The sequence below is a fragment of the Agarivorans sp. Toyoura001 genome, from assembly GCF_005405585.1.
Lineage (GTDB): Bacteria > Pseudomonadota > Gammaproteobacteria > Enterobacterales > Celerinatantimonadaceae > Agarivorans.
This window is the reverse complement of sequence record NZ_BJEQ01000006.1, coordinates 33,956-59,837: the sequence shown is the minus strand read 5'-3', so window position 1 is coordinate 59,837 and position 25,882 is coordinate 33,956. Positions and strand designations below refer to the sequence as shown.

General features: G+C 43.4%; 27 protein-coding genes. 13 read left to right on the top strand and 14 right to left on the bottom strand.

Features of this window, described 5'->3' with window-relative positions; genetic code table 11:
* Position 1 precedes the first annotated feature (1 nt).
* The 8 genes from FFR00_RS09565 (at position 2) to FFR00_RS09545 (ending at position 4,008) form a co-directional block, all read left to right on the top strand.
* Positions 2–751 (top strand): hypothetical protein, encoded by a 750-nt coding sequence (locus FFR00_RS09565; protein ID WP_137673173.1) that lies wholly within the window; start codon positions 2–4, stop codon positions 749–751.
* Complete coding sequence (locus FFR00_RS09560; RefSeq protein WP_137673172.1) at positions 748–1,671, top strand: hypothetical protein; 924 nt, start codon at positions 748–750, stop codon at positions 1,669–1,671. The genes FFR00_RS09565 and FFR00_RS09560 overlap by 4 nt, the downstream gene beginning before the upstream one ends.
* 2 nt (positions 1,672–1,673) lie before the next feature.
* Complete coding sequence (locus FFR00_RS09555; protein WP_137673171.1) at positions 1,674–2,816, top strand: hypothetical protein; 1,143 nt, start codon at positions 1,674–1,676, stop codon at positions 2,814–2,816.
* Positions 2,817–2,851: 35 nt separating this feature from the next.
* Complete coding sequence (locus FFR00_RS09550) at positions 2,852–3,265, top strand: hypothetical protein (RefSeq protein WP_137673170.1); 414 nt, start codon at positions 2,852–2,854, stop codon at positions 3,263–3,265.
* A 74-nt stretch (positions 3,266–3,339) separates the two neighbouring features.
* Entirely contained in the window at positions 3,340–3,510 is a 171-nt protein-coding gene (locus tag FFR00_RS21640; RefSeq protein ID WP_154675874.1) for a hypothetical protein, read from the top strand.
* 7 nt (positions 3,511–3,517) lie between these two features.
* Positions 3,518–3,658 carry a hypothetical protein gene (locus tag FFR00_RS21635; protein ID WP_154675873.1) on the top strand — a complete coding sequence of 47 codons (141 nt, stop codon included), beginning with the start codon at positions 3,518–3,520 and terminating at the stop codon, positions 3,656–3,658.
* Positions 3,659–3,661: 3 nt separating this feature from the next.
* Positions 3,662–3,811, top strand: coding sequence for a hypothetical protein (locus FFR00_RS21630; protein ID WP_154675872.1), 150 nt, complete (start codon positions 3,662–3,664; stop codon positions 3,809–3,811).
* Between the two features lie 5 nt (positions 3,812–3,816).
* A complete protein-coding gene (locus FFR00_RS09545) occupies positions 3,817–4,008 on the top strand; it encodes a hypothetical protein (RefSeq protein ID WP_137673169.1) in 192 nt (63 codons plus the stop codon).
* A gap of 28 nt (positions 4,009–4,036) precedes the next feature.
* Here the strand turns inward: FFR00_RS09545 and FFR00_RS09540 are convergent, their stop codons facing one another.
* The 5 genes from FFR00_RS09540 to FFR00_RS09520 all read right to left on the bottom strand — a co-directional run bounded on the left by FFR00_RS09540 (position 4,037) and on the right by FFR00_RS09520 (position 6,637).
* Positions 4,037–4,378, bottom strand: coding sequence for a hypothetical protein (locus tag FFR00_RS09540; RefSeq protein ID WP_137673168.1), 342 nt, complete (start codon positions 4,376–4,378; stop codon positions 4,037–4,039).
* 12 nt (positions 4,379–4,390) lie between these two features.
* A complete protein-coding gene (locus FFR00_RS09535; RefSeq protein WP_137673167.1) occupies positions 4,391–4,678 on the bottom strand; it encodes a DUF3467 domain-containing protein in 288 nt (95 codons plus the stop codon).
* Between the two features lie 171 nt (positions 4,679–4,849).
* Positions 4,850–5,332 (bottom strand): hypothetical protein, encoded by a 483-nt coding sequence (locus FFR00_RS09530; RefSeq protein ID WP_137673166.1) that lies wholly within the window; start codon positions 5,330–5,332, stop codon positions 4,850–4,852.
* A gap of 269 nt (positions 5,333–5,601) precedes the next feature.
* Complete coding sequence (locus tag FFR00_RS09525) at positions 5,602–6,078, bottom strand: GNAT family N-acetyltransferase (protein WP_137673165.1); 477 nt, start codon at positions 6,076–6,078, stop codon at positions 5,602–5,604.
* Positions 6,079–6,193: 115 nt separating this feature from the next.
* On the bottom strand, positions 6,194–6,637 hold the full coding sequence (locus FFR00_RS09520; RefSeq protein WP_137673164.1) for a MarR family winged helix-turn-helix transcriptional regulator: 444 nt from the start codon (positions 6,635–6,637) through the stop codon (positions 6,194–6,196).
* 256 nt (positions 6,638–6,893) lie between these two features.
* Between FFR00_RS09520 and FFR00_RS09515 the strand changes: the two genes are divergently transcribed.
* Both FFR00_RS09515 and FFR00_RS09510 read left to right on the top strand, forming a co-directional pair.
* Positions 6,894–8,048 carry an efflux RND transporter periplasmic adaptor subunit gene (locus FFR00_RS09515; protein ID WP_137673163.1) on the top strand — a complete coding sequence of 385 codons (1,155 nt, stop codon included), beginning with the start codon at positions 6,894–6,896 and terminating at the stop codon, positions 8,046–8,048.
* Between the two features lie 3 nt (positions 8,049–8,051).
* The gene (locus FFR00_RS09510; RefSeq protein ID WP_137673162.1) at positions 8,052–11,189 is read left to right on the top strand and encodes an efflux RND transporter permease subunit; all 3,138 of its coding nucleotides are present in this window, start codon (positions 8,052–8,054) and stop codon (positions 11,187–11,189) included.
* A 77-nt stretch (positions 11,190–11,266) separates the two neighbouring features.
* Here FFR00_RS09510 and FFR00_RS09505 read toward each other — a convergent pair whose 3' ends face one another.
* The 6 genes from FFR00_RS09505 to FFR00_RS09480 all read right to left on the bottom strand — a co-directional run bounded on the left by FFR00_RS09505 (position 11,267) and on the right by FFR00_RS09480 (position 17,388).
* Positions 11,267–12,064: a PEP-CTERM sorting domain-containing protein gene (locus FFR00_RS09505; RefSeq protein WP_137673161.1), complete on the bottom strand. Its 798-nt coding sequence runs from the start codon at positions 12,062–12,064 to the stop codon at positions 11,267–11,269.
* 431 nt (positions 12,065–12,495) lie between these two features.
* On the bottom strand, positions 12,496–13,263 hold the full coding sequence (locus FFR00_RS09500) for a DUF2971 domain-containing protein (RefSeq protein ID WP_161985138.1): 768 nt from the start codon (positions 13,261–13,263) through the stop codon (positions 12,496–12,498).
* A 348-nt stretch (positions 13,264–13,611) separates the two neighbouring features.
* A complete protein-coding gene (locus tag FFR00_RS09495) occupies positions 13,612–14,787 on the bottom strand; it encodes an alpha-D-ribose 1-methylphosphonate 5-triphosphate diphosphatase (RefSeq protein WP_137673159.1) in 1,176 nt (391 codons plus the stop codon).
* Positions 14,788–14,853: 66 nt separating this feature from the next.
* On the bottom strand, positions 14,854–15,702 hold the full coding sequence (phnE, locus tag FFR00_RS09490) for a phosphonate ABC transporter, permease protein PhnE (RefSeq protein ID WP_137673158.1): 849 nt from the start codon (positions 15,700–15,702) through the stop codon (positions 14,854–14,856).
* Positions 15,695–16,495: a phosphonate ABC transporter ATP-binding protein gene (locus FFR00_RS09485; protein WP_235836200.1), complete on the bottom strand. Its 801-nt coding sequence runs from the start codon at positions 16,493–16,495 to the stop codon at positions 15,695–15,697. The genes phnE and FFR00_RS09485 overlap by 8 nt, the downstream gene beginning before the upstream one ends.
* Before the next feature lie 5 nt (positions 16,496–16,500).
* Entirely contained in the window at positions 16,501–17,388 is an 888-nt protein-coding gene (locus FFR00_RS09480) for a PhnD/SsuA/transferrin family substrate-binding protein (protein ID WP_137673157.1), read from the bottom strand.
* A 499-nt stretch (positions 17,389–17,887) separates the two neighbouring features.
* Here FFR00_RS09480 and FFR00_RS09475 point away from each other — a divergent pair, with 499 nt between their 5' ends.
* Positions 17,888–18,721, top strand: coding sequence for a hypothetical protein (locus FFR00_RS09475; protein WP_137673156.1), 834 nt, complete (start codon positions 17,888–17,890; stop codon positions 18,719–18,721).
* Between the two features lie 67 nt (positions 18,722–18,788).
* Here FFR00_RS09475 and FFR00_RS09470 read toward each other — a convergent pair whose 3' ends face one another.
* Positions 18,789–21,485 carry a hypothetical protein gene (locus FFR00_RS09470; RefSeq protein ID WP_137673155.1) on the bottom strand — a complete coding sequence of 899 codons (2,697 nt, stop codon included), beginning with the start codon at positions 21,483–21,485 and terminating at the stop codon, positions 18,789–18,791.
* 203 nt (positions 21,486–21,688) lie between these two features.
* Positions 21,689–22,720 (bottom strand): AraC family transcriptional regulator, encoded by a 1,032-nt coding sequence (locus FFR00_RS09465; RefSeq protein WP_137673154.1) that lies wholly within the window; start codon positions 22,718–22,720, stop codon positions 21,689–21,691.
* Between the two features lie 185 nt (positions 22,721–22,905).
* On the opposite strand from FFR00_RS09465, the gene FFR00_RS09460 reads away from it, so the two are divergent.
* Both FFR00_RS09460 and FFR00_RS09455 read left to right on the top strand, forming a co-directional pair.
* Positions 22,906–23,241: a DUF805 domain-containing protein gene (locus FFR00_RS09460; RefSeq protein ID WP_137673153.1), complete on the top strand. Its 336-nt coding sequence runs from the start codon at positions 22,906–22,908 to the stop codon at positions 23,239–23,241.
* Positions 23,241–23,723 carry a hypothetical protein gene (locus FFR00_RS09455; protein ID WP_201798724.1) on the top strand — a complete coding sequence of 161 codons (483 nt, stop codon included), beginning with the start codon at positions 23,241–23,243 and terminating at the stop codon, positions 23,721–23,723. The genes FFR00_RS09460 and FFR00_RS09455 overlap by 1 nt, the downstream gene beginning before the upstream one ends.
* Before the next feature lie 323 nt (positions 23,724–24,046).
* On the opposite strand, the gene FFR00_RS09450 is transcribed toward FFR00_RS09455, so the two are convergent.
* Positions 24,047–25,693: a methyl-accepting chemotaxis protein gene (locus tag FFR00_RS09450; RefSeq protein WP_137673152.1), complete on the bottom strand. Its 1,647-nt coding sequence runs from the start codon at positions 25,691–25,693 to the stop codon at positions 24,047–24,049.
* Between the last annotated feature and the right edge of the window lie 189 nt (positions 25,694–25,882).

The window sequence follows — 25,882 nt, the reverse complement described above, 5'->3', positions numbered from 1 at the left end:
TATGGGCGGCGGAAGTTCCAAAAGTTCAAACAGTTCCAGCCAATCCACCGAAACCACAAACCTCGCGGTCAGTGGTGATAACAATGGCGTAATGCTTAGCGGTGACGGTAATTCCGTGACCATGACTGACCACGGCGCAATTGATAGAAGCTTAGATGCCGTGGAATATGCCATGGACGAAAGCTATGACTTTGCCGGTGACGTAGTAGACAGCAGTTTAGATGTTGCCAATAACGCCGTTGATGAAATGAGTTTTGTCTCCGGTGAAGCGCTCGACTTTGGCAAAGACTCGTTGAAAGTGGTCGAAACCATTGCCTCAGACTCGCTACAAAATAGCCGCGTTGCCATGGACAGCGTTCTCGATTCACAAGAAAACGCCCTTGGCTTTGGTGAATCAGCCTTAGATTTTGGTAAACAAGCCTTAATCGAAGCCACTGAAACCCAAGAAAACGCATTAGTTAACGCCTTTCATTTTGGTGATAGCGCCCTTGATGCAGTGGCCGACAGCCAAGAGCAAAGTTTAAAACAACTTAGTCAAAACCAAGATGATGCAATGCAATTTATGTCTGCGGTGCAAGGTAGCCATGCGGCCAGTACCGCCGAGCAACTTAGCGCAATCACCAAGCTAGCAACATCAGCACAAACCGGTGGCGCATCTGAGTTTCTTTCCAGCTCTAAAACCTTGCTATTGGCCTTTGCTGTATTCGTCTTAATTGGCTTAGGCATAATGGCGTGGAGTGTTAACCGATGATTATTAACCAGACCTTAAACAAAGGCCAAATAGCCCAACAATCCGGTGACGGTAAATACCTGTATTTACGTGAAGCCAATGCGCCGGTTGAATTGTTGGTTAACAACCGCATTCGCCAAGTATTGCGGTTGCGCGAAGTCTTAGAAATGCCGACCGGCCAACACATTGAAAGTGTTCGCGTGGAATCACTCGGCACTGAGCCAAATCCTATTGTTTTGGAAACCAGTGAAGCGCTCATTCATCAAGCCAATGACGGGCAACTGATGGAAGTGACCAACTTCCCCGCGTTCCCACAAGTGCAGAACGTAGCGCAACATGGTGATTGGTCGATGAAAATTGACCAGATGCCAAGCGTTGCCGTTAACAACTTTCCATCTATACAAAGTGTGGCTCAATCGGGCGCATGGGAAGTGGCCGTAATTAACCTGCCAGCAGTGCAAAGCGTTAAACAAAATGGCGCGTGGACAATGGAAGTGACCAACTTCCCCAGCGTTCAAAACGTTGCGCCAAGCGGTGAATGGCCGGTGACCATCAGCCAACTGTTAAATGTATCAGTTGACAACTTTCCAAGTGTGTACGCCAGTTCTCAAAGCGGCGCGTGGTCTGTCGAAGTCACCACATTACCAGCCGTCACCATTGATAATTTTCCTGCACTGCAGCAAGTCGAAATCACCAATTTACCGGCGGCCAACGATTCATTAAGCACCGGCGTGATTGAGATTACCGCGGGGGCAGGGAGCATTGCTGCTAATGCCTCGCGTGATGTGATTAAGCTAAAAGCAGCCACCACAAATACAGCGCCCATTTTGTTAGGCGATTGGCCGCTTGATGCGGGTGAAACACTCGAACTGGACACAGTAGCGGCGATTAATTTCACCGGTACCGACACAGATAAACTCTATTTTATTGAGGTGGCCTAGCCATGATTACCTTACCGGCGGGCGACCCGCGCAACAAAATTGAATACCTAGCCACACTCATTGGCAAGCTAGGCAGTATGCCAATTAACTTACTGAGTAATGCGCTGTTTCGCTTTATGCAGCGTGAACCGGACTCGCGCACCATGGTATTTCCGGTTTTTGGCAGCAATGGCAATAACTTGATTGCAACGCAAAGCCCAATGCCTGCCTCTATGACCACCTTTGACCGCTGGGAGTTCTTCGTGACCAGTCCGTCACAATCGGCTTTGGTGCGCCAAGTGGCGGAGGACGTGGCTCAAATTAAGATGTTGGTTGATGAATTTGATTCGGTGAAAGTCTGGCAGTTTTGCCAAAACGTGCCGGTCGAATTTACCCAAGTAAACCAGCTTATGAGCTTAGGCATTGATTTACGCAATGCGGCAGTTGGCGGCGCGCAATATCGACTTTATGTAGAAACCTTTGATAGCACCCGCAAAGCCTATCGCGTGTTTGAGCGTGATGAACAAGCTGGTGCTGATTGGAACGAAGCGCGCGCAACATTTGTGGTGGCTGACCCCGTTGATAACACTAAACCCTATAAAGGCATGTTGCGCTTTGGTATTGAATTGCTGCGCGAAACCCACGGCACCCATTCAACCGATGAACTAGATATTCGTTACCCGTTTTTGAGCATTGGCGATGTAGAAAATTCACCGGCTTACGATGCGGTGCAGGACTTTAGCAAGATTGCTGCTTACACGCGCTCGGTTCGTGGCGCGCGCATTAGTGGCGTTATTGGTGCTGGCGGTGAAATCGAAACCCAAACCATTGATTCGGGCTTGTTAGAGCCGCTAGGTATCACCGGTTCAAATTACTTTAGAACCACGCACCCCAACGTAATTGTTGAGTTTAAATACATCATTGGCAACGACATTAACTTATCAATCTCAGGTAATGAAGTGGCCGTTGTTGGCGGCGGTGGCAGCGTTAAAAAAACCGATGGTACCGACATTACCCGTATTTTTGTGGACGCTAATCGCAATGGCATTTGCTTTGAACTTACTGCGCCGTCATTGGCGAGCAAAGCCGGTCAAGCGGTGCTAATCGAAATGGATTATCACATCGATACGGAATTTAAATTCGCAGGGTACACGCTGGAGCAATAACCATGCGCCTCGTTCTCGTTACAGGAGTTTTACTGATGGTTGCAGCAACTGGCTACAGCAAATTACCACGCGGCGTTCGCAACAATAACCCGCTTAACATTCGCAAAGGCAATGATTGGCAGGGCGAAACGGTGAGTTTTGACGGAGCGTTTGAAAGCTTCATTAATCCTGTTTACGGCTTTCGAGCAGCGGCGGTGATTGTTAAAGGTGCCTACCGCATTCGCGGCATTACTACGTTAGCTGATGTGGTGACCGTTTGGGCGCCCGAAAGTGACAACAATCCAACAACGCATTACATCGACTATGTAGCAGATAAAACCGGCTTAAATGCCAGTTCAACGGTTACCGATGAAGTGTTAGCCCCAGTGCTTCACGCCATGAGTATTTTTGAGCTTGGCGGTGATTACTTTGGGCTAGCCATGGCGCAACAAGGAGTCAACTTAGCATGATTTTACAACTGATATTGGCGGTGTTTGGCGGCTTGCTAACCACCTTGGCAATCAAATTTTTAGGACTATAAGCAATGAATAAACGATTACAACAATGGTCAACCTTACGTGGCTTCGCAGTCATGGCCGCAGCAGTTTTTGGCCTTAATCCCGAACTTATTCAAGCCGGTACGCAAGCCATGGATACATTACCCGCAGTGGTTGTGGCTGGTGTTGGCCTGTATGACGTAGTGCGCAAAGGCTAGGGCGCTTATGTTAGGCACATCTAACGAAATTGCGTTCGCACAAGATGCCCCGCTTAAGGTGCAGATTGATGTAGGGCAGCAACTGATTATTTTAACCATCGTAATTGTCACTGCATTAATCGTGCTTGGCAAAGTGATAAAGGGCTAGGGCATGTTTCAGACACTTGGCGAGATAGGTTTTGCGCCGGTTGAAGTCCTAATGGCCGCGTCACTTATCTTAAATTGGCGTTTGTTATCCCGCATGGATAAACGTCTAAACAAACTTGAATGGCAGCAAGAGCTAGCCACTAAAAAGGACTAATTATCATGGCGAGTAAGAAAGAAGCTACGTACCAAAGCGGCGCAAAGAAAGGCAAACTTAAGCCAGGTTATAAATATGCAAAAGGCGGTGGCATTGTTAAAGCAAAAGCTAAGGCTAAAACCACCAAGAAGAAACGCTCAACCAAGCGGAAAACAAGCCGCAAGAAAGCGTTTAAGTTGTTTAAGTTGTTTAAGTAAAAAAGCCCGCATTAGCGGGCTTTTGAAGTCAGGATGAACTACGTCCTCGCTGTGTTGGGGCTTTGGTTCCCGAGCGAGTGGTTTCCACAACTTTAGGAGGCACGGTTCCCGAGGGAGGAACGGTTGCTCGTAATGTCTTGATTACTTGTTCTCGGTTCTCCTCAGTCATTCGGCCGCTAAAAGTGGTGCCAGTGTTATCAGCTTCAGTAAGCAGGTGCCCATGTTTTTTCTTTGGTTTGAATTTTTCCCAAGCCCAATTACCCAAGTAACCGGTAAAGGTACCCAACATCAACCCCCAAAGAAAACCAGGAGTATTTGTAAGTAAATGAAGCCAAGCGGTAGGGTTTTCAGGCCCAGCTTGTGAACTCATGTTCGCCTCCGTTTACTTAGCTATAGGATCAACAGAGTCCGGAACAGGGCCAAATGTATCTTCATATTCTTTTACTTTTTGGTTTAGCAGGGCAACCAACCGTTTAGTATGGGAAGGAGTCATGATAATTCTAGATACCACTGAATTAGACATGGAGCCCATATTAACGAAATCAATAGATATCTCTTCTGCCCCGATTTGTGAGTATGCCGAATTGCAAAATGCTGCTGCTCGCAGTTCGTCCGGTACAAAAATATTTACTTCACTAAGCTCTTCGCCTATTTGGTACTTCAGTTCCATCGATAAATCCTCGTTAATATGTAAGTGAACATTACAATCGTAACATGGGACAAAAGGGAACGCTGATATTTACCACACATAAAGTTGATGTATTCGTGGTTTGTGGCATTTAAATCTATAGTTAACCCTTAATGCCGATAATAGTATTTATCGGCATATGAGAAAAACGGTCTATTTAACGAGCTTAAGCCTGTTGGCGGTAGCTTCTTTTTCTAGGCGCTCTTGGTCAAGGGCTAGCTGCTCACGTTTGAATGCTCCTTTGTAAATCGAAATACATTGCACATCGTGCGGTAAGAACGGTTCGTTAAATCCGTTAATAGACAGCCCCCAGCTTTTTTGATTTCGCACTGTGCCAACTTGAATCAGCCGAACGCCTGACCATTGCGGTGTAGTTGGCAGCCAACCGCGAGACTCAATTAACATGAGGCGTAATGCCATAGCCGGCCAAGTACCATTTTTAAGCCAACGATAAACAGTCGCCAAATCCACATCAAAATACGCAGCAGCATCTTTAGGGTTATCAAAGCAGGTATCAAACAAATGACGACCAACCGTTTTAACATCATCGCTATGTGCGCAGGCAACCAGTTCGCGCCAAATATTAAACCGTTGTGCAGGACGGTAGCGATATTGCGGTGGTTTTCGATTCGACATCTTTAAAACTCCATTTTTATTTGTGAAGTAACTCACATTTATTAGAAGCTATGCCTAATAGTGGTTTTTAGGCGTTTTTACACCTGTAATCACTAACAGTTGTAAAAGAAACAAACTCTCCTCTGCTTAGGGCGCATAATGTATATTATGTTAAATTGAATATATAAAGGAACCCTTTTTAAATTTGTATTGGTAAACGTCATTCAAATTGAGATTGGCGGTTCTTGCGAGTTTTAGAGTTCAATGCTTACTGTTACTTCTTGGCTTAGTCACTCTGCACACCATCTATCTACCGATATAAAATATGTGGTAAAGCTTCGATCCAAAAGTTCTGTTCTCTGAACTTGAATGGACCTTCTTTTTAATGCCTTATACTCCGGTCGAGTTTCTAGTAAATGAAACACTACTTCTTTATGCCCAAGCTCTTTAGCCCAAGCCATCATTGAATTGAATATTGATATGCCAAATCCCCAATACTCTTTAGAAATCACTATCGCTATTTCATAACCGTTATCGTCTGGTTGAATCCCACACCAGCCAGCGACAACTCCTTCTATATTAACAACTCGAACACGGCAACCAGCTATCGAATCGGTTTGAGCTTTACCTATCATCCATTGTTTGATACTAGCTGAATCAAAATATTCATGATCTACCAGGTGTGTTCTCAAAGCTGGCTCATTAACTACAGGCAGAAGATCCGCTGGTTCTACCTGGTTAAAACTTACAAATTCAATTTTAGCCATTTCTATATACTCATATGGGTTTACTTTTTGATTGAGCCTGATGTGACGCGATTCTTTAACTCTGGCAACACTAGCCAACGCGCCTACATTAAAATCACACTGCTTTAACTCATCCTTAGCCTAAGTTGTAAGCACCAATGATGCGGATTAATCTCAAAAACTCTTCGTACTCTTCCTTGCTTAGGCACTCAAAAACTTCCTTCTCAATATCGGTGATTGTGGATTTCACCTTCTTAAGTTCGTCTTCACCTAGCTTAGTCAGGTTTAACATTTTTAGTTTTTTATTAGTCGCAGATTTAGACGTTGTTAAGTAGCCGCGCTCTTCTAAATTGTCCACCATGCGCTTCGTTGCGCTTCTTTCATTTTGAACAATGTCTGCTAGTTGTTGTTGGCTTAAAGGCTGATTCTCTTGAACGGCCACTAAGGCTCTAGACATCTCTAGCGTCATCAGCTTCTGCTTCGACAGTAATGTTGTCGCCCGGTTTCTAAACAGTCGGTGAACGGCTCCACAAATAAACATAGGTTGGTGTTCAATTTTTTCTTTAGGCAAAGTTGTCATAGGTGAGCGACTCATAATTGGTTAAAAATCAGCAGCGTATGGGCGTTTAAAAGCCAAAAAATAGCTTTAATACAGGAACCGCGCCATACCCTCCTCTTATTTATTGTTGTATCTGCAACTTATTTGATGATAGAGTCTCGAAATATAGTTGCAGGTGCAACAATGTTAATTCAGCTAAGGCTTCTTCGCAACGAAAATAACTAAACACCGTTTGCTATCCACTTACGGTCAAATAATTCCAGTTAAAGGTATCAATATGCATGTCACCAATACACTAAGGCTTACCTTGTGTTTTTTACTCTCTTTCACAATATTGGGTTGTGGAGAAAACATTCCAAATCAAAGGCCAGAAGCTGGTCCAGCACATGTTGATGTACTCAAACTAACCCCTACTACATTACGTTTAACTACCGAACTACCCGGTCGTATTACTGCTTTTAAACAGGCCGAAGTAAGGCCACAAGTAACAGGTATTCTTAAAAGCCGTTTATATGTTGAGGGTTCACAAGTAGAAACCGGTGATGTGCTTTATCAAATTGACCCAACGGTGTATCAGTCAAACGTTAACAGCGCACAAGCACAGTTAGCCAAAGCCCTAACCAGTGAAGAAACTGCCAGAAAAACAGCTATTCGCTATCAAGAATTACTAAAGAAGAAGCTTACTAGCCAACAGCTTTACGATGATGCAGACGCTGCCTATAAAGAAGCACAAGCAGAAGTCGCTATCCGACAAGCAGCGCTAGATTACGCAAACATTGAGTTGTCTTACACTCAAATTAAGGCGCCTATTTCTGGTCAAGTTGGTCTCTCTCAAGTATCAGAAGGCTCCTTGTTAACCGCCGAGCAATCTTCCTACTTAACTACCGTTATTCAAACCTCAAACGTATATGTAGATATGCAGCAATCTTCATTGTCGATTCATAAACTAAAACAAGATTTCTCAGATTTTAAAGACAAACGTGAAGAGATTCCCGTTTCTATAACGCTAGAAGATGGCAGCGCTTACGAGCAAATAGGACACCTAGAGTTTGCCGATACGCAAGTCTCTGGCTCAACTGGCACGGTAACTTTGCGCGCAATTATCCCAAATTCAAACAACACTTTATTGGCTGGCATGTACGTGCGTGCTCATATTTCTATGCCCGAAGCGCGTGACTACTTGGTGGTGCCTCAATCAGCGGTAGTAAGAAGCCAATCAGGTGAGCCTTCGGTATTTGTGGTGGGCCAAGACAATAAAACGGTTAAGAAGTCGGTAGAACTTGGCAACGAAGTGGGTAACGGTTGGGTGGTTAAACAAGGCTTGGCAAGTGGCGACTTAGTGGTAATTAACAACATACTTAACATGAGAAATAACATCGACGTTGTTGTTGATAGCACTTCGCTAAGCACTCACGTAGACGTACAGGGGTAAATCATGTCTTTATCCAATTTCTTTATTAATAGGCCAATTTTTGCTTGGGTGATCGCAATCGTTACTATGTTAGCCGGGCTTGCAGCTATCTTTACCCTGCCCGTCGCTCAGTACCCAACTATTGCGCCGCCTGCGGTAACAATTTCAGCGTCTTACCCAGGTGCATCAGCAAAAACAATTGAAGACAGTGTGACTCAGGTTATTGAACAAGGCATGACTGGCTTAGATAACCTACTCTACATGTCGTCTAAAAGTGATTCTTCGGGTAGCGCAAGTATTACGCTAACCTTTAGCGCTGAAACCGATCCAGATATTGCTCAAGTTCAGGTTCAAAATAGCCTGCAACAAGTGAGTAATCGCCTACCAAGTGCAGTACAAAACCAAGGCACCTCGGTAACAAAAAGTACCTCTGGTTTTATGTCGGTCACTAACCTTTACTCACCCGACGGCAGCATGAGCGCGGGTGATATTCAAGATTATGCAAATTCCAATATTAAGGACATTGTTAGCCGGGTTAATGGGGTTGGTAGCGTAACGGTTTTTGGACCATCTTATGCGATGCGTATTTGGTTAGATCCTGCCAAACTTAATAGCTATAGCCTAACCCCAGTTGATGTATCTAATGCTGTATCCGTGCAAAACAGCCAAGTAACTGTTGGGCAACTGGGTGGCACACCAGCTCTAGTCTCTCAGTTGATCAATGCCAGTATCACTGCGCAAAGCTTGTTAACTAGCGTGGACCAGTTTGAAAATATCTTAATTAAGGTTGATAGCGACGGTTCGCAGATCAAACTTAAAGATATTGCGCGCGTAGAGTTAGCCAGCGAAAACTCTTCAACTATTCCTGCTTACATGGGGCAAGAGGCATCGGGCATTGCAATTACCCTAGCAACGGGTGCTAATTCGCTTGATACGCAAACCGCGGTAGACGAGAAACTTCAGCAACTTTCTAAGGGCTTTCCAGAAGGTTTAGCGCTAGTTAAATCAACAGATAACAACCTATTTATTCGTATTTCCATTAGCGAAGTTGTAAAAACACTATTCGAAGCAGTAGCCCTCGTGTTCTTTGTTATGTTGCTGTTTTTACAAAACTTTAGAGCAACCTTAATTCCTACCATTGCGGTACCCGTAGTATTGCTAGGTACCTTTGCTGTGATGTCGTTATTAGGTTTCTCTATTAACACACTCACCATGTTTGGCATGGTGCTGGCAATTGGTTTGCTGGTAGATGACGCTATCGTAGTCGTAGAAAACGTAGAACGCCTAATGCACGACGAGAAGTTGTCGCCGCTAGAGGCTACCAAAAAATCTATGGGGCAAATAACCAGTGCGTTAATCGGCATCACCATGGTCTTGTCGGTGGTGTTTGTTCCAATGGCCTTTATGTCGGGCTCAACCGGAGTTATTTACCAGCAGTTCTCGTTAACCATTGTATCGGCTATGGTGTTATCGGTAGTTGTAGCCTTGGTGCTCACGCCTGTGCTTTGTGCAACCTTACTTAAGCCGGTTGATAAAACCGAGAGCAATAGGTTTTTCGCGCTATTTAACCAAGGCTTCAACAAAGTATCTTCGGCATACCGAGGATCGGTTAAACACACATTGCAGCGCCCTCTTCGCTTTGTATTCATTTATCTGCTGCTATTTGCCGGTACTGCGTATCTATATCATTCGCTGCCAAGTTCGTTTTTGCCGAGCGAAGACCAAGGCGACTTTATGGTAATGGTAACCACGCCCACCGGAACAACCTTACAAAAAACCCAAGAAGCGATGCTGGATGTAAAAGACTATTTTGAACAAAATGAATCGGATACGGTTAATCACATATTCACAGTGTCCGGTTTCAACTTTTCTGGTTCTGGTCAAAACGCGGGTATGGCATTTATTGGTTTGAAAGATTGGTCTGAGCGAACAGCACCCGGCACCGATGTAGATGCCATTATTGGGCGAGCTATGAGCCATTTTTCTACTTACAAAAACGCGCAAATATTTGCCTTTAGTAGCCCGCCAATCAGAGAGTTAGGCACAGCTACCGGTTTTAACTTTTACTTAGAAGACGTAGGCGCGTTAGGCCACGACAAACTTATCGAGGTGCGCAATCAATTACTAGGCGCAATTGCACAAAGCCCGGTGCTGCAAAACACACGACCAAATGGCCTAGAAGATAACGCACAGCTGTTCCTAGACGTAGACTACGAAAAAGCCAAAGTACTAGGCCTAGAAATTAACGATATTAACCAGTCTTTATCTATTGCTTGGGCTTCCTCTTACGTTAACGATTTTATCGACCGAGGACGCTCCAAAAAGGTATATATTCAAGCAGACGCACAATACCGTATGACGCCCGAAGATCTCGATTTATGGTTTATTCGTAATAACCAAAACGAAATGGTGCCCATCTCTGCATTTAGTACATCACACTGGGGCAAAGGTTCACCGCAGCTGCAACGTTATAATGGTAATCCAGCGGTAGAAATTGTTGGCGAAGCGGCTGAAGGCTACAGCACCGGCGAAGCAATGGACGAAGTTAATCGTTTAGCAGCAGAAATATCTAACGACGTACAAGTCAGTTGGACCGGTATGTCATATCAAGAAATTGAAGCGGGTGACCAAGCCCCTATTCTGTACGCCATCTCAATTTTAATGGTATTCCTTTGTTTGGCAGCGTTATACGAAAGCTGGAGCATTCCAATTGCTATTATTCTGGTAGTGCCGCTTGGCTTACTGGGGGCTTTGGCAGCTATTATGCTGCGCGGCTTAGAGAACGACGTTTACTTCCAAGTAGGCGTGTTAACCACCATTGGCCTCACCGCTAAAAATGCCATTTTAATTGTAGAGTTTGCTAAAGAACTCTACGACAAAGGCGTGAACTTGTTAGATGCCACCGTGCAAGCCTGTGAAATGCGTTTGCGCCCTATCATCATGACCTCACTCGCATTTGGTTTAGGTGTATTGCCCTTAGTAATAAGTACTGGCGCTGGAGCAAATGCGCGTAATGCTATTGGTACCTCGGTAATGGGGGGCATTATGGCGGCAACACTGTTGGTTATCTACTTCGCGCCCTTGTTCTTTGTGCTCATTTGTAAACTGTTTAAGGCCAACAAAAAGCCAGTAGTTTTAAATACAACAGAGAAAACGATTTAGCCTTTGTTAAAACACTAGCCGCTCTCACTGAGCGGCTAGTTAAAACACAGCAATAATCAATTGACTAAAACTGGCTGTTAGCTAATTGCCTTAGCTGAATGGCCAGGGCGTTTTAACCAAACCCCGAATAAAACGAAAGCCAACAATACCAATGTTGTTGGCTCTGGTACTTGGGCTATTGCGGGTTGCCTTACCAGTAACGAACCAAGCATAGAACTGCTGTTGCTTTTAGAGCGAACCCGGTTGTTACTATTTAAGCCTGCATCTACCCCGGAGAGGTCATCAAAATAACCTAAGGGAGTCCAAGCTTGCATGTAAACGCCATATCCTGTGTGAATATTGCGGGTTACCATAGAATCATAAAAACCATCTGCAATGCCTACTTCTCCAATGCAGCTTAATCGAAGTTCATCCGAACACTCTAGATCTTCACCAAACAAAAACTGTGAAACGTCATAGTTAAGCCAAACGTCGTTAGTTAATTTAAGATCTACTCGATTATGGCCAAGTGTAGTATCTATGCCTAGGCCGCCTAGTTGGTCAATAAACCAGGTTGCACCCGCAAAATTGTCGTTAGAAAAACCAAGGTAATTACCACCCCACAACGAGTTAAGTAAGGTGGCCGTTTCGGCACGAGTGGCGTAGCGCCAATCATTTTGTTGCCATTGATTGCCAAAGCGATCAACCCATCCGCCATCGGCCTCAACGTATAAACGAGAATAACTTTGCGAGTAAGTAAGCGGCATCCATTCTAGCCCTTGTAGTGCTACTTGCTTACCATTGTTCAGGGTGTAATCTCCACTAATAAAGGTGGCGTTTGCAGTAAACGAGCTTGCTATTAAAACCAATGCAGACAGCATTTTAATAGATTTCATGCGATTCCCTTTTTATACAAAAATTGACTGGCACATGCCAGTTGACACAATTGTCAATTTGAAGCGGGATGCAATACCACGACCAATAGTTAAGGCTATGAAAACACGCCAGTTTAAAAAACGCCTTAAGCAGGGTTGTAAGGTAAGCTGACACAACTCACAAGCAAGTGCCCTTTTCTACTGGGCTGGCTGAGGAAATTAGAGGTTTTCTAAAAGGACTATTACAACTACGGCCAACATTTAAAACTAGAGCTACTACAAGCAATATGAACCGCTTTTGATTTATCGCAGCATGAGTAAGCTCAGAAGTGGCTAAATAATCGTAGAGCAGCAAAAGTCCCCGACTGGATTGTCGAGGAGCAATCTAATTCAAAGGTTGTTTCATTTAAGTAGAGGAAATCTACTAATGCCGGTAAATACTGTTATCGGCATTACGTCAACTTAAACCCTAAGGTCATAGGTAAATCTTTTACAACCAAGTTGTAAGCTGAGGCATCGAAGCCTACTTCAAAAACTTTTACATGAGAATAAACTCGCGCTAAAACACTTAACAGTAATTCTCTATGTTGCTTTGGCATCTTAGACCCAATGTATACCTCTTTTAAGGCCAGTGAATCGAACTTATGGAGACCGTGTTTGTTTGATAAAAACCGAACTTCTCTTTCATACTCCCAATGTTCACTTTTATTGAGAGCTTTGTGCACAAATGATTCTAAAAGACTTTTAGGTGATTGATATTTGCTAATCTCACTTAAAGAAGATGTGTACTTGACTGGACTTAGCCCAACATTGCAATTCAAATTTAGCTGTTTAATTGAATCTAGTAGTAAAGCTGTGTCAAATTTCAAACAATATCCTTTTAGGCCATCACCATAATGTGACCACATCAAAATGTTATAGACGCTAGATATCAAGGGAGAATTTTTTAAATCCCAACTTGCTGAGTAAACTGAAAGAGACTGCTGGAATTCTTTAGCACCTTCATAGCCTTTCGAGACTTCCTCTTCTACAAATTCAATAAACCTAGGGGGATCTGAATGATATTTATCTTGAGCTTCTTTTATTGCTTCAGAAGAGCTATATCCTTTTAAATCCACCAAAACTTGAGCATACCAGCCTATAGAATTAGAAAAGGCTCTATCAGCATCGACTTCTTCAATTTTTGATAACCCCTCAAATGGATCGTTCAGTTCGTTCATAGATGAAAACCAAACATCAGAAGCCCCTATGGCCGCCAGATTAAGTATATTTAACGACTGAAACTTATACGAATAAGTATGATGATGATTTAGTCTTTCTACTATGATTGACATTAAGAAGATAATCTAATTGCATATTTCCAACATAATAAAATAGTTAACCTATTTGATTCCAGTTATATAGCACCAAATTTGATAGAAATTTGAATAGCTGCGAAGTGCATAAAAAGCCTGCTGATGCGGGCTATTTTATTTAATCAACTTAAACGCTTTTAGCGGCTAGTTTCTCGCTTGGTACTGCGTTTCCTCTTGGCGGTTCTAGTCTTAGCTTTTGCCTTAACTAGTTTCCTAACAAACGCCCATTAGATTGTTGGCTTTAGCAAACACTCGCGCGCCTTTAACCCAAGTGGAGGAAATAGATAACGGTGAGCCATCTAATTCGCTAAGCAGAATAAAGTCGGCGTCGTAGCCTGGTTCTATCTTACCTTTAGTATCCCCTAGCCCTGCGGCTTTGGCTGGGTTTTCGCTGACTAACTTCCAAGACTTGTACAAGGACAAGTTATTGGTGTTTACTGCAGTAAAAGGCGCACTAAATAAGCTTGGATAGTGGTAGTCGCTACACAGTATATCTACCACGCCATGCTTGATTGCTTCTTTGACGCTAATCGCTCCAACGTGAGAACCGCCGCGTACTAGATTGGGAGAGCCCATTAGCACTGCCGCTCCCCCTTTTTGACACTCTCTAGCGGCTAGTTCCGACATTGGGAACTCGGCAATAGAGACGCCTAAAGAAATCGACTTAGCCACTTCTTCTAAAGTTTCGTCATCGTGGGAGGCAAGCGAAATGCCTTGCTTGGCGGCTATCTCGGCTAAGGCTTGCGCCTGTTGCTCGCCCAATTCTCGATGTTGCTGAAGGTTTAACAAAAACTGATTAATGTCTTCTACCGACATAGAGACACGCCTGCGCATACCCGCAAGGTAACGCTGAATTTTGCGCTCGTTGTTTAGTGGTGGTAAATGGTCATTTAGCGACAAAAGATGAATACGGCCACTTAAGATCCAATCAACTAACTCTTCGTGCTTTTTTACGTTTACTTTCTCGTGGCGAATGTGGATGCGCGCTTGGCAGCTAAAGCGAGGCATTAAAGTCTCGAGCGTTTGCAGTAACTCGCGCACCGTATCGCGACTGCGTGGGCCTGGCTCAAAACCATCGGTAATGCTGTAATAAAAGGTGGTTATTCCACTTGCCACCAAGCTTGCATCGTTAGCGGCTAAAGCTAGCTCTAAGGGGAAATGGGTTCCTGCTCTAGGCGCAATGTGGCGTTCAAAGGCATCACCGTGTAAATCGATAATGCCGGGTAACATGTATTGGCCATGCGCATCGATATGGGTGGTGTGAGTATTTGCGGCCACTTGCCCTATTGCGCTTATCTTTCCGTTTTGAATAGATACACAGCTAGGGTCGCTCCAACCTTGTTCGCTTAACAACATGACGTTTTCGATAACTACGTTTTTATCATCCATTACTTTTTGCTATCTCAATTTCGTTTACTTGGGGTCGCCAAGGCTTAGTTGCTTGGCGCTATGTATTTATTTACTTTGGCGTAATAGTCGATTGCGGGTTGAGGAGGAAAACTGCTCTACTGCAAACACCAATACAAAAATCATTAACACGATCATTGCTGCTTGGTCGTAGCGAAACATCTCCATGGAAACCGCTAACTCAGCGCCTATTCCACCCGCGCCAACTAAGCCTAAAACCACCGACGAGCGCACCGCCTTTTCCAAAGAAAACAGACTAATGTTTATGAAGCTAGGCATTGCACCCGGTATTAAAACAACGGCGATTCGGTCGATAGGATTTGCACCAATTGACGCTAATGCTTCTGATGGACCAGGGTCTACTTCTTCCATCGACTCGGCAAAAAAACGGGCGCAAAAACCAATGGTGTCGACAATAATGGTTAAGGTGCCAGCGAATGGGCCTAAGCCTACGGAAGCAACAAAAAACAGTGCCCATGCTAAATCTGGAACGGTTCGAAAAAAGCTGACTACCGAGCGAGTAACATGGCGCACAATAGGATGCGGCGAAGCATTACGTGCCGCCAAAATGGCAATAGGAATACTAAGCGCGATACCAATTACCGTACCTACAAGGGCCATTTGAAAGGTAACTAAAATGGCATTTGCCATTGGCCATGCGCGATCGGTAGCTGGGGGGATCATTTCACCACCAATTGTGGCCATGTTAGGTAAGCCCGACAATAACTCGCTTATCGACAAGCCCGCATTGGAGGTAGACCATAGAAAGAACAGCACAAATAAGGCAAATAACACTTGGGTTAATATGCTGGGCCGCTCAAACCGCATCGGCGTGTCTAAGGTAGCTTGGCCATTAATTGCGTTATTCATTAAGCTATTTTCTTTTTGCTTATCCATAAAATGCTCGCAAACTTTGTAGACTTTGCGTGTGGGTTGCACTGTCTAATGACAACTTTCGCTCTTGCAAACCAAGAACTCGGTCGGCGTATTTAAGCGCGTGTTCGATATTGTGGGAGACAAAAAACAAGGTTAGGCCTTGGTTTTTCACCAAGCCGTTAAACAGCTCCATGATCTCTTGCGCCGATTGTGGATCTAAGCTGGCGGTGGGTTCGTCGGCAAACAAAATAGAGGGTTGCTGCATTAGCGCCCGTGCAACCGCTACGCGTTGAGATTGTCCGCCAGACAGTTGATCGCAGCGTTTATTTGCAAGGTGAGCTAAACCAACTTGCTTAAGGCAATCCATCGCACGCTCTCGCGCTTCTTGTTTTGCCAGACCTTGTAACCAGTTTCTGGGGCCTTGGCTATAGGCTAAGTTGCCATGCAGCACATTGCTCAAAGCAGACAAGCGAGGAACCAAGCAGTGTTTTTGAAACACAAAACCCACTTTGTTTCTGGCTTTACTTAGGTGGCGGCCTGATTTTTTGTCTATGGTTTCGCCATCAAGAACAATTGAACCAGCATCGGGTTCGATTAATCTTAAACAACAGCGCAATAAGGTACTTTTGCCTGCCCCGTTGGAGCCAATAAGCGCAACCGACTGTGAAGCAAAAATGGAAAAGCTAACATCGGAAAAAATCGGAGTGCTACTGTTATCAAAGCTTTTGGTAAGCCCGCTCACTTGGAGCAGGCGCGAAGTTGCCGATACACTAGCATCGGCTAGTGTAGTCGGCTCAGCGGCGTAGTTGCTCATATAGACTAATCGCCAATAAAGTCTGAGTATTCTGGGTAACCGGCAGTGGCGTACATTGCTCGTACGTAGTTGTAATCACTGTCTTTAATGCCGGTTAAAAAGCGCATGCCTGCGTACTTTTGGTTGTCTTCACCGGTTAATATGGCAGCTACTAGTTCCTCAGAGTGTTCAACAAATGCCTTTTTCATGGTTTCTAACATTTTGTCTTCTACATGACTGCCGGCCATTAATACGTCGTTTGGTAAATCTGGCCCACGTGCAACAACGCGAAACTCTCCAGGTTGTAAGCCACCTTTTTCAATCTCTTTGTTACGTAGCGAGATAAACTTTAAGTGGTTAATTCCAATAGCTGCTACGTCACCCTTCTTCAATGACTCCCACAAAACTGGAACCTTGGTATTAATCACATCAACGTCGTTTGCTGGGTTAAGGCCGGCATCTGCAAGTGCTTGAATAGGACCAAGGTGTTTAGAGGTTGAACCCACCGAACCTAAACCAATTTTGGTTCCTTTTAGAGACTCTGCGTTAGTGTATGGGCTGTCGGCCATGGTGATGATTACTGCAAAGTAATCTGAGCGGGAGAAACCGGCTACAATTTTAGCCTTTGAGCGTTTTTGCATAACCACGTATTCGGCTGGGCCGGTAAGTACAAAGTCGACTTTATTGAAACGTAGCGCCTCTACCGCTGCCGTACGGTTAGTAACAGGTAAAAACTCGATGTCGTAACCTGTGGCTTTAGACAGGGTTTCTTTAAAAGCGCCAAACTCACGCTGAAGCTCTTCAAGACCTACTAAATCTGTTACTGCTAGCTTTACTGTCTCTGCATTTGCTTGTGAGGCACACGCAAGAACTAAAGCGGCTGCCATGCCTGTTTTCTTAATCCAATTAAACATTTTGATTCACCGAAACTTTCGTTTGTTGTTGAGGAAGTGAATTCAATAGTTACGAGGAAGTATTATGATTTGGTGATGGAAAAGTGATGGATTTATGACCAGCTTATTGAGTGTCTAGACAAGTAATTAACTAAGCAATTGTTAAGGTAGACTAATACCTTAGCTATTTAGCGAATGGTCAGCATAGATCTTTGAATAAAAAAAATACTCTACATTAAGCAAACTTAAGTAATCGCTCTTTTATCATTGTAATTGGCTACTTATCAAAAGCTTTTCTCCTCAAGTTTCAACAGTATGTTGTTACCTCAACCTTAAATAGCGCTGCCGCAAACACCAATCAAACATAATTAAATACCCATCTTATTGATGTAAAACATAGTCGCCGTAGGTACAAATTTGAACGGTGTGAGATGGGCTAAAATTATATTAGGCCTAGTTTTACTGAATACCCTGTTCAGCAGCCTCTTACATTTTATCAATTCTTCTAGAGGATATTGTTATGAAAGAGCTCATTGTTTTAGCCGTACACGGAATGGGACAACGAAAACCTAACTTTGCAGATGGATTGGAAGACAAACTCACCGAGTACCTTGGCTCAGAAGTAATGAACAAGGTGTCTTTTCAGCGAGTGAAATACTACTCAGCCTTACAAGCTCCGCAAGACCAACTGATTAGTGACATTTGGGGTAAATACCACAATCGATTTAGTACCATTTCAAACCATGGTAGGCGCTTTTTTATGAACTCGTTTTCTGACGCGACCAGTTTAGAAGTAGCCGGTCGTAGGCAAACCAACGATTACATGAAAATTATAAAGGCTGTTCAGGGCGCAATGTTTACCGGCATGGATGAGTGTGGTTTTAACTTAAACGTGCCAGTGGTAATTATTTGCCACAGCTTAGGGGCTCAGGTCATTTCCAATTACTTTTGGGACGCGCTAAATAGAAGTAATGCCCAAGTATGGGATAAAAACCACAACGACTTTATTAGCAACATTGATGATGGAAAACTCGCCTACCTAAAAGGCAACCGTGTAAAATTGATGTTTACCACGGGCTGTAATATTCCCTTATTTTTAGGTGGCTTGGCTCAACGCGAGTGTTTTATCAGACCCAGTACCCAATTTAGTTGGCTTAATTATTTTGATGCCGACGACCTTCTCGGCTGGCCGCTAAATGAATTAGGACCAAGCTACCAATTTGTAGTGGATAAATGTGTAAAGGTGGGTGGACTGATTAGCGGTAATACGCCGTGGAGCCACACCCAGTATTGGACAGACAAAGATGTTTACCAAGCATTTGGCGACCACATTCGCGGTTATTTGGGTATGTAATAAAGAGTTTGCGGGAACGAAGTTATTAAGCCGTGCAACTGTGCAAAGTGATTGCACGGCAATAGGACTATAACACTTCTGTTTTGCCGCTGCGGTCGTATGAAATTACCGGTGTTAGCAGCGGCTCGTCTCTGCCTAGGTACTTGGCAAGAATAATCAACAATACCATTGTTGTTTTAGGAAGGGCTTCGGTAAACAAGCCACTAAACCAACCTCTTACCCTTATAAACGATTGCATGGTGTCTATTAGCTCTTCATTCGCTCGGTTAACGATATTTATGTAGGCTGTAGGATCGTTAGAGTTTACCGATTCGATTTGCTTAGTTAGCTTGCCATAAATAGCTACAAACTGAGACAAACATTGAGCATTCTTTAATATACTTCTTACTTTATTTTGTAGCAGTTTGAATGAGGTTTCGGCCCCTGAAGGTGCAGAACTGGTGATATCTACTTCCAAGAACGCTTCAAGCTGCCGTTTACCAATCACTGCATTTTTGCTGGTAAATGCTATTTGTTTTTTTTCTGCTGAAGAAAGCGTCATGTTGTAGAGTAAGTCTATGGCACTGGCTTCTATTTCGCCTGCGTCTGCGTTGGCTAACGCACCTATATCTTTAGGACTTAAGCTTAAATGGCATTCGATGATTGAGCGTGATAATTGCTTACTTTCGCAAAGTACTTTGAAACGGTCTAAGGCTAAAAGGTAGCTTTTATTGTCAATTAAGGGCAATGGTTCTTGAGTTAAGGGAGCTAAAAATTGTTGCATTTCTGCTGGGGTCATTACGCCTTTGTCTTCAAAGCTTAATCCAATACCTATATTGGGGCTGCCGCCAAACTTAAGTGCTGCTAATACATCGAAAGCACTAACAAATTCTGCGCTTCTGCTTTCTTTAAGTGTTTTAGATGTGTGCCTAACAACGCTTTTTGCATTAAGCGCTAACAGTTGACCAGTGTGATCAACCTTAGCCTGAGCGATGTTTTCTATGAAACTGTGCTCTGAGAAACTAAAGCTATCGCCTAGGTTAAGCTTAAGCCCAATCTTTTTAGACACTTTGCTGCTTTTAACCAGCCAACCAGATAATTGGCTTAAGTTGCCTTTATTTTGCATAGCATGTAGTGCATCTAGATTAAGTTGTTTGCCTAATAGCACATCTTGATACAAGCTTTGCGACACAGCACTACTCGTGTTTAGCAAATTAAAACTGAGCATGGCTTGATTGTTAGTTTGTTGACTATGGGAGCCAAACACCGACAAACCAAGCTGCAGATCGGCGGCTTTTTTGATTGCTTTGCTAAATGTTGTTCGCGCTTGGTTATATTGCGCTAACCAAGCAGTAACACAACCGGTTAGCACCTCTACCAATTGCTGATTATTCAGCTGACCTTTTAGTTTGGTTTTAGCGTCTTTAAGCTGCTTTAGGGGAGTGAGCAAAGGCTTTACTTGATCTTGCGCGAGTTCAGCGATGGATGAGATTTCGTCCAATACTCTCTCTTTAGCCTTGTTACAGCTTTTCCCCACAAAATCTTTTAGTTTTAGACGAGCTAACATGGCTGGGGTTAAAAAGGTGTTTTCTTCCAAGTATTGGGTTATTTGTTCGGATACGTCACCTGGATGACTCATCCAATCTAGGTGTTTTACACTTAACGCTAAAGACAACTTCTGTTTAACGGCTGCTCCTACTTCAGCAGATAAGCCATCACTATTACCATCCGCCACCAACAATGCGATATCTTGCCAGTTTTCACTGGTGATCTCTTGCGCTAAGTGATCGTCAAACTGCGCTAATAGCCATGTACCCGGCTCTTTATAAGTTTCTAACAAGTCTTGAAGCTTTTTAGCGGCTCCATCTAATGGCTCCAACGGTGTTGCTAAATAGGCCTCTGCAACTTTATCTAAGCCCTCTAGGTTTACCATCGCGTCCAGGCTTATGCCTTTGTCGCGTATATGGTTGCTTAGTTGGTGAACGTCAATTTGGAGCCCCACATCCGCCGGTTTTACCACTATTTTGAAGTCACCAGTGAAGGCATAGCTGGCTTTTAACGCTACGCCAGCACTTGTATTCACTTTTATGTCTAGTACTTTATTGCCGCTTGATACACTCCAAACATGGCCCAATATTGCGGTAGTAGAACTTGAAATAGCTCTAGTTTGATGAATGATGACACCCTGCATAGCGTGTTTCGGATACTGAGCGTTTATAACATTGGCTAGTTTTTCTATTGAGAGCAGCGGCATTTTTTGCTTAACCAATTGCCCTAAAAAGCTGATTAGCTTTTGGTCATGCGCTACAGCGCAAACCACTTTTGCCCGCCATTTAAGGTTAGCCTCACTAGTATTTTCCAAATTGAGCAGTTTAATCGGAAGGTTAACACTTACGCCGTTTGCTAGTTGTAGCTCTTGGTCTATGGCTACTAAGGCCATGTTGGCTTGCTGAAACTCAGAGTATTGTTCACTGTCTGTCGGTAATACAAGATCAATGATTAAGTGACCACCAATGCGCCCAGTAACCGATAATCCAGTGCCTAGCGGCACCTTCCATTCTTCTGTGGCGAGCTTAAGAGAGGGGTCCGCAGTAACTTGATCAACAAACGAAAATAAACTTCGAAGCTCGGCCGCATCAATACCCACTTTGCTAAGAAGTTTTTTAGCACCATTATCTAATGCATCCCATGCTTTAGCAGTACCCTGCTCTATTACTATGCCTTCAATCTGATCAACTTTCTTAACCAGTTTACTTAACGCTTGATTAAGGTCTAAAAGTGCCATTGTTGAATCCCTTCGATAACGTGGCTAAGTGGAAAAACCGTAATAATTAGAAACAATAATAATCATAGCCCAGTTAAAGACTAGAGATTTTGAATTTATGAAAATTCATTAGTAACCAAGGCTTTGACCTATCAAACCACGAAAGGTGTTAGAGGGTCTTGGTTTGTAGGCAACATATTTGCTTTTGACATTACTGGCGAAGGCTATGTGTTGTTTTGCTTTCTATACTCGCTGGGAGTGCAACCGGATATTCGAGAAAACTCTCGGTTAAAATTAGATTTTGTCTGAAAACCAGAGCTCATAAATACCTGAGTCACGGTATGGTCGGTACTTAACAAGTTTCGTTGCGCGTGCTTAATACGGTATTCGTTAACTAACTTAGAGATATTTTTCTTATGAATCAGGTTTACCGCAATTGAGATCTTTTTAGCAGGGATAATGAGTTTTCTTGATAACTTAGACAAGGTTAAATCTGGGTCCAAGTATATTTTTTTTCCATCCAACAACAGCTCTAATTGATTAACTATATCTTGTGCTTGTTCCGCGAACATTTCCTGATTGGAGTTCTCTTCACTAACCTCTGATGTACTGCTCCCTGAGTGTTTTTCTTGGCTTGGCGTGCTTACGCCAATAACGACCACCGCAAAAGACAATACCGGTAGTAAGAAAAGGTGCCCAATAGTCACAATGAGCAAAGAAAAACTGCCATGATTAAACATGAAATCTAAAGATACTATCGAGTCTATAGCTGCTGATGCTAAGAGCATCCAACCCGCTAGGTGTTCTGCTTTTTTTACCCCTTCCCAACGGCTTAAGGATATATTGATTAACAAAGTGTTTTGGCTAGCATGGCGTAACAGTGCTATGCCATAAACTACATATATAGAGGTTATAAGGGCATCTAAAGGCGGAGTCCACAAAGTTTGGCTTAATACCGCTAATAACACTAACGCTGGGCCTAGTATGTGGCGCAGCGTTAAGAACCGCGTTGTTCTGCTGCTCTTTGTAAAACAATACCAAGCTATAACAGGTATTAAGGACGCTAAAACTGGCTGTGTATATTGCAACAAGGGCCAATTTACCGTCCAACGTAGCCCAACTATTGCTGTGGTTATTGCACACACAGCCAAAAACAAGCAGCTAGTTTTAGCTTGGTCTGGTGAACGCACATACAAAATTATCGCCATTAAACTAAGCAATAACGACACGACAAAAGGCACCGGGATAGCCAGCATAGTTAATTAAAAACCTGTACTAAATTTGTAAACGGTTGCTCATAACAATATCTGCTAGCGCGCTGATTACCTAGCCCTTAACCAACAAAAACAGGTTTTAGCACGTACTAAAACCCGTTTGAGGACGTTTTTGATGAAGACATGGCCACACTAAGGCTTACTCATTTAGCAATAGGAATAAGTGTATGAATTTTTATATTTCAGCTTGGCAGCGTTACTTTGATTTTTCGGGATACTCAACCAAACAAGAGTTTTGGATGTTTATGTTGATTCACTGTCTTATCTGTTTGGCGCTTATTGTATTGGCTATTACCGTGCCAAATGCAGAATGGCTAGACACCGCCTACAACCTTGTTAGTTTTATTCCGATGCTAGCAGCCATCGTTCGCCGCTTACATGACGCAGGTAAACCTGGCTGGTGGAGCTGGATATTTGTACTGCCCGTTGCGGGGCCTTTTCTACTCGTTTATTTGCTGTGTTTGTCTAGCGTCATTCCACCACAAACTATGAGGTACGTATAATGAGAAACATACTTTTCACATTAGTACTAATAGCTGCTGCGTTTACTGGGCAAGCAGCCACTATTGATTTAAATCCTCTTAAAGTGTTGGGTGTTTTAAAGGTAAAACATACAACTGAAGGCAATTTGCTTTGGTTACAGGGGCGCGTAGGCGAAGGGCAATACTCGATTGTTAATGAAGCCGGGGAACAATGTTCAATTGATATGCCTATTGCCATTGGAGACTTAACCAAAACACATATTGGTATTGTTAAACAAACAGGATTAGAGATCGCAATCACAAATCCGCAGTTAAATCATCAGCTACTTATCGGTAAACCTGTAACAAGTGACAATTGGGTATTTAGACGCGCTGACGAATCTTTGCCAGCAGACGGATACTTAGTGAGTGGGATAAACACTGAAGAAAGTTTTGTTTTAAACTCCCGCAGGCGATGGATATCTTGGCTGTTGAATGACCAACCCAGCTTGGTTTGCCAATAAATCCGTTCTAAACAGCTTGCTAGTTGATTGGATAAACTTTGTCAAACTGTTAAATGTAACAGTAACCAAATCAGCCAGTAAGTGCTTTAATTTACTTAACTAATCAGTACTCGCGTTCTGTTAAGTTGCTAGGGACTAAGTAGTTTATCTACTTGCCCCCCTAACCTACATGCTAGTTGAACAATTTTGCCTTTTGTTGCCACTAATTGATTTAGTGGCTTTTTTTGGCTTGTGAAAAGATGTGCAACTTTACACCTTCTGTTGGTCAGTCCTGCTTGTAGCACGGCTAACCAACATATGGTGAGTAAAAATCTCTCCTATAGCTACAATTTGAACGAGCCAACTAACTGATCAAGCTGATTAGACAGGCGCTGTAAGTGGCTGCTGGTGTCGTTTAGTTGCTCGGCTACGTCGGCAGTTTCTACTGTAAGCTGATTAATATCTTCAACATTACGATTGATTTCGCCCACCACGCTCGATTGCTCTTCTGTTGCAGTAGCCACTTGAATGTTTTGATCATTAATGTGCTCTATATGCTCGCTGATCTGAACCAAGGAGTTGTTGGCATTTTCAGCTTGTTCTACCACTAGTAAACTCTGTTCGCGCCCTTGAGACATTGCATTTACAGCCCGAGATGATTCGCCTTGTAGTCGATTAATCATGTTCTGGATTTCTTCGGTAGAGCCCGCAGAGCGGCTTGCTAGGTTTCTTACTTCGTCTGCAACAACCGCAAAACCTCGGCCTTGTTCGCCAGCTCGTGCAGCTTCAATGGCCGCATTGAGCGCGAGTAAGTTAGTTTGATCAGAAATACTGCGAATGGTGTCCAAAATAGAGCTGATTTCACCTACTTGGTTAGCTAACGATTCTACTACTTCAGTAGCCTGGCCTAACTCATCGGTGAGCACCGAAATCTGCTCTCGCACATTGGCTACAGTTTCACCGCCATGCTTAGATTGGTGGGTTGCTTCTTTGGCCACTTCAGCAGCCTGTGAGGCGTTTCCAGCAATTTCACCTACCGTTGCCCCTAATTCATGAATAGCGGTGGCTACCTGTACGGTTCTATCTCGAGAAGTCGTACAGTTTGTTTGCGTTGATTGAGCTCGGTGCTGAACTTCTATTGCTGTATTAGCAAGTTCATTAGAACTGGAGGCGACTTCTTTTATTGCGTGATGGATTTTAGAAATAAAGCTATTGAAACTAGTGCCAATGGCATTAATTTCATCATTTCCAGATAGCTCTATGCGAGTGTCTAGTGCCATGTTATCGGCAGCCGAAGCAATGGTGGTTTGTAAATAGCCCACTCGGCGTTTCAAACTAAGAACAATATAGGAAGATACAACAAACGAAATGATTAAGCCTAAGCCAATGATGATACTCATTAAAAACTGACCGCTAGCGTAGCTACTTAAGCTTTGCTCGTGTTGCTCTTTAGCTTGCTCAAGCAAAGAGTCCATAATTGCCGATGTCTCTTTGCGCATTGTGCCGTAGGTTTTAGCATATCTGTTCTGATATATGTCTTTCGCCGTGTTCAAGTCCTTTTTTTCAAATGCGACTAACATGGGCTCTAGCTCATTTTTGACCATATTCTCGAATTGACGGAGCAGTTGCTCTACTTCTTTACGGCGTTGCCGATTAACTTGAGCGTCTACCGCATTTTGAAATGCCTCTCGCATTTCTATAATGTCTTCTTGGCGGGTTTCTCTTACCCTTGTTGTTACACCTTTTTTATCTCGTAAAGAGGTTTCCTGTAACAACATCATATCTATACCCACACGCATTCTCGGTATTCTTGACGCCACCTCTCCCATCGACCGCATCGGCGCAGAGGTATTGAGATACAACTGTTCCGCCTTTTGTTGAATCTTGGACATACTGTTTAAACTTGTCATCCCCACAACTAGTAGTGCTATACAAGGTAACAGCACGGCAAATATGAGCCGGGTTTGTAATGTAAAACGATTGGCAAACATATATCTTCCTTCTTCAAAAATGCTCAAGCAACAAAACGAAGCGTTAAAACCATGATAAAGCTAATGTTATTAAGCATAGTAGGAAGACAATTATTGGTCACTTTTTAACAAGAGTTTGAACGCAAATCTGCAAGCGTTTTACTGATGTACATCAGGCTTTAGCGACTAAATCCTTATGTGCAATTATTT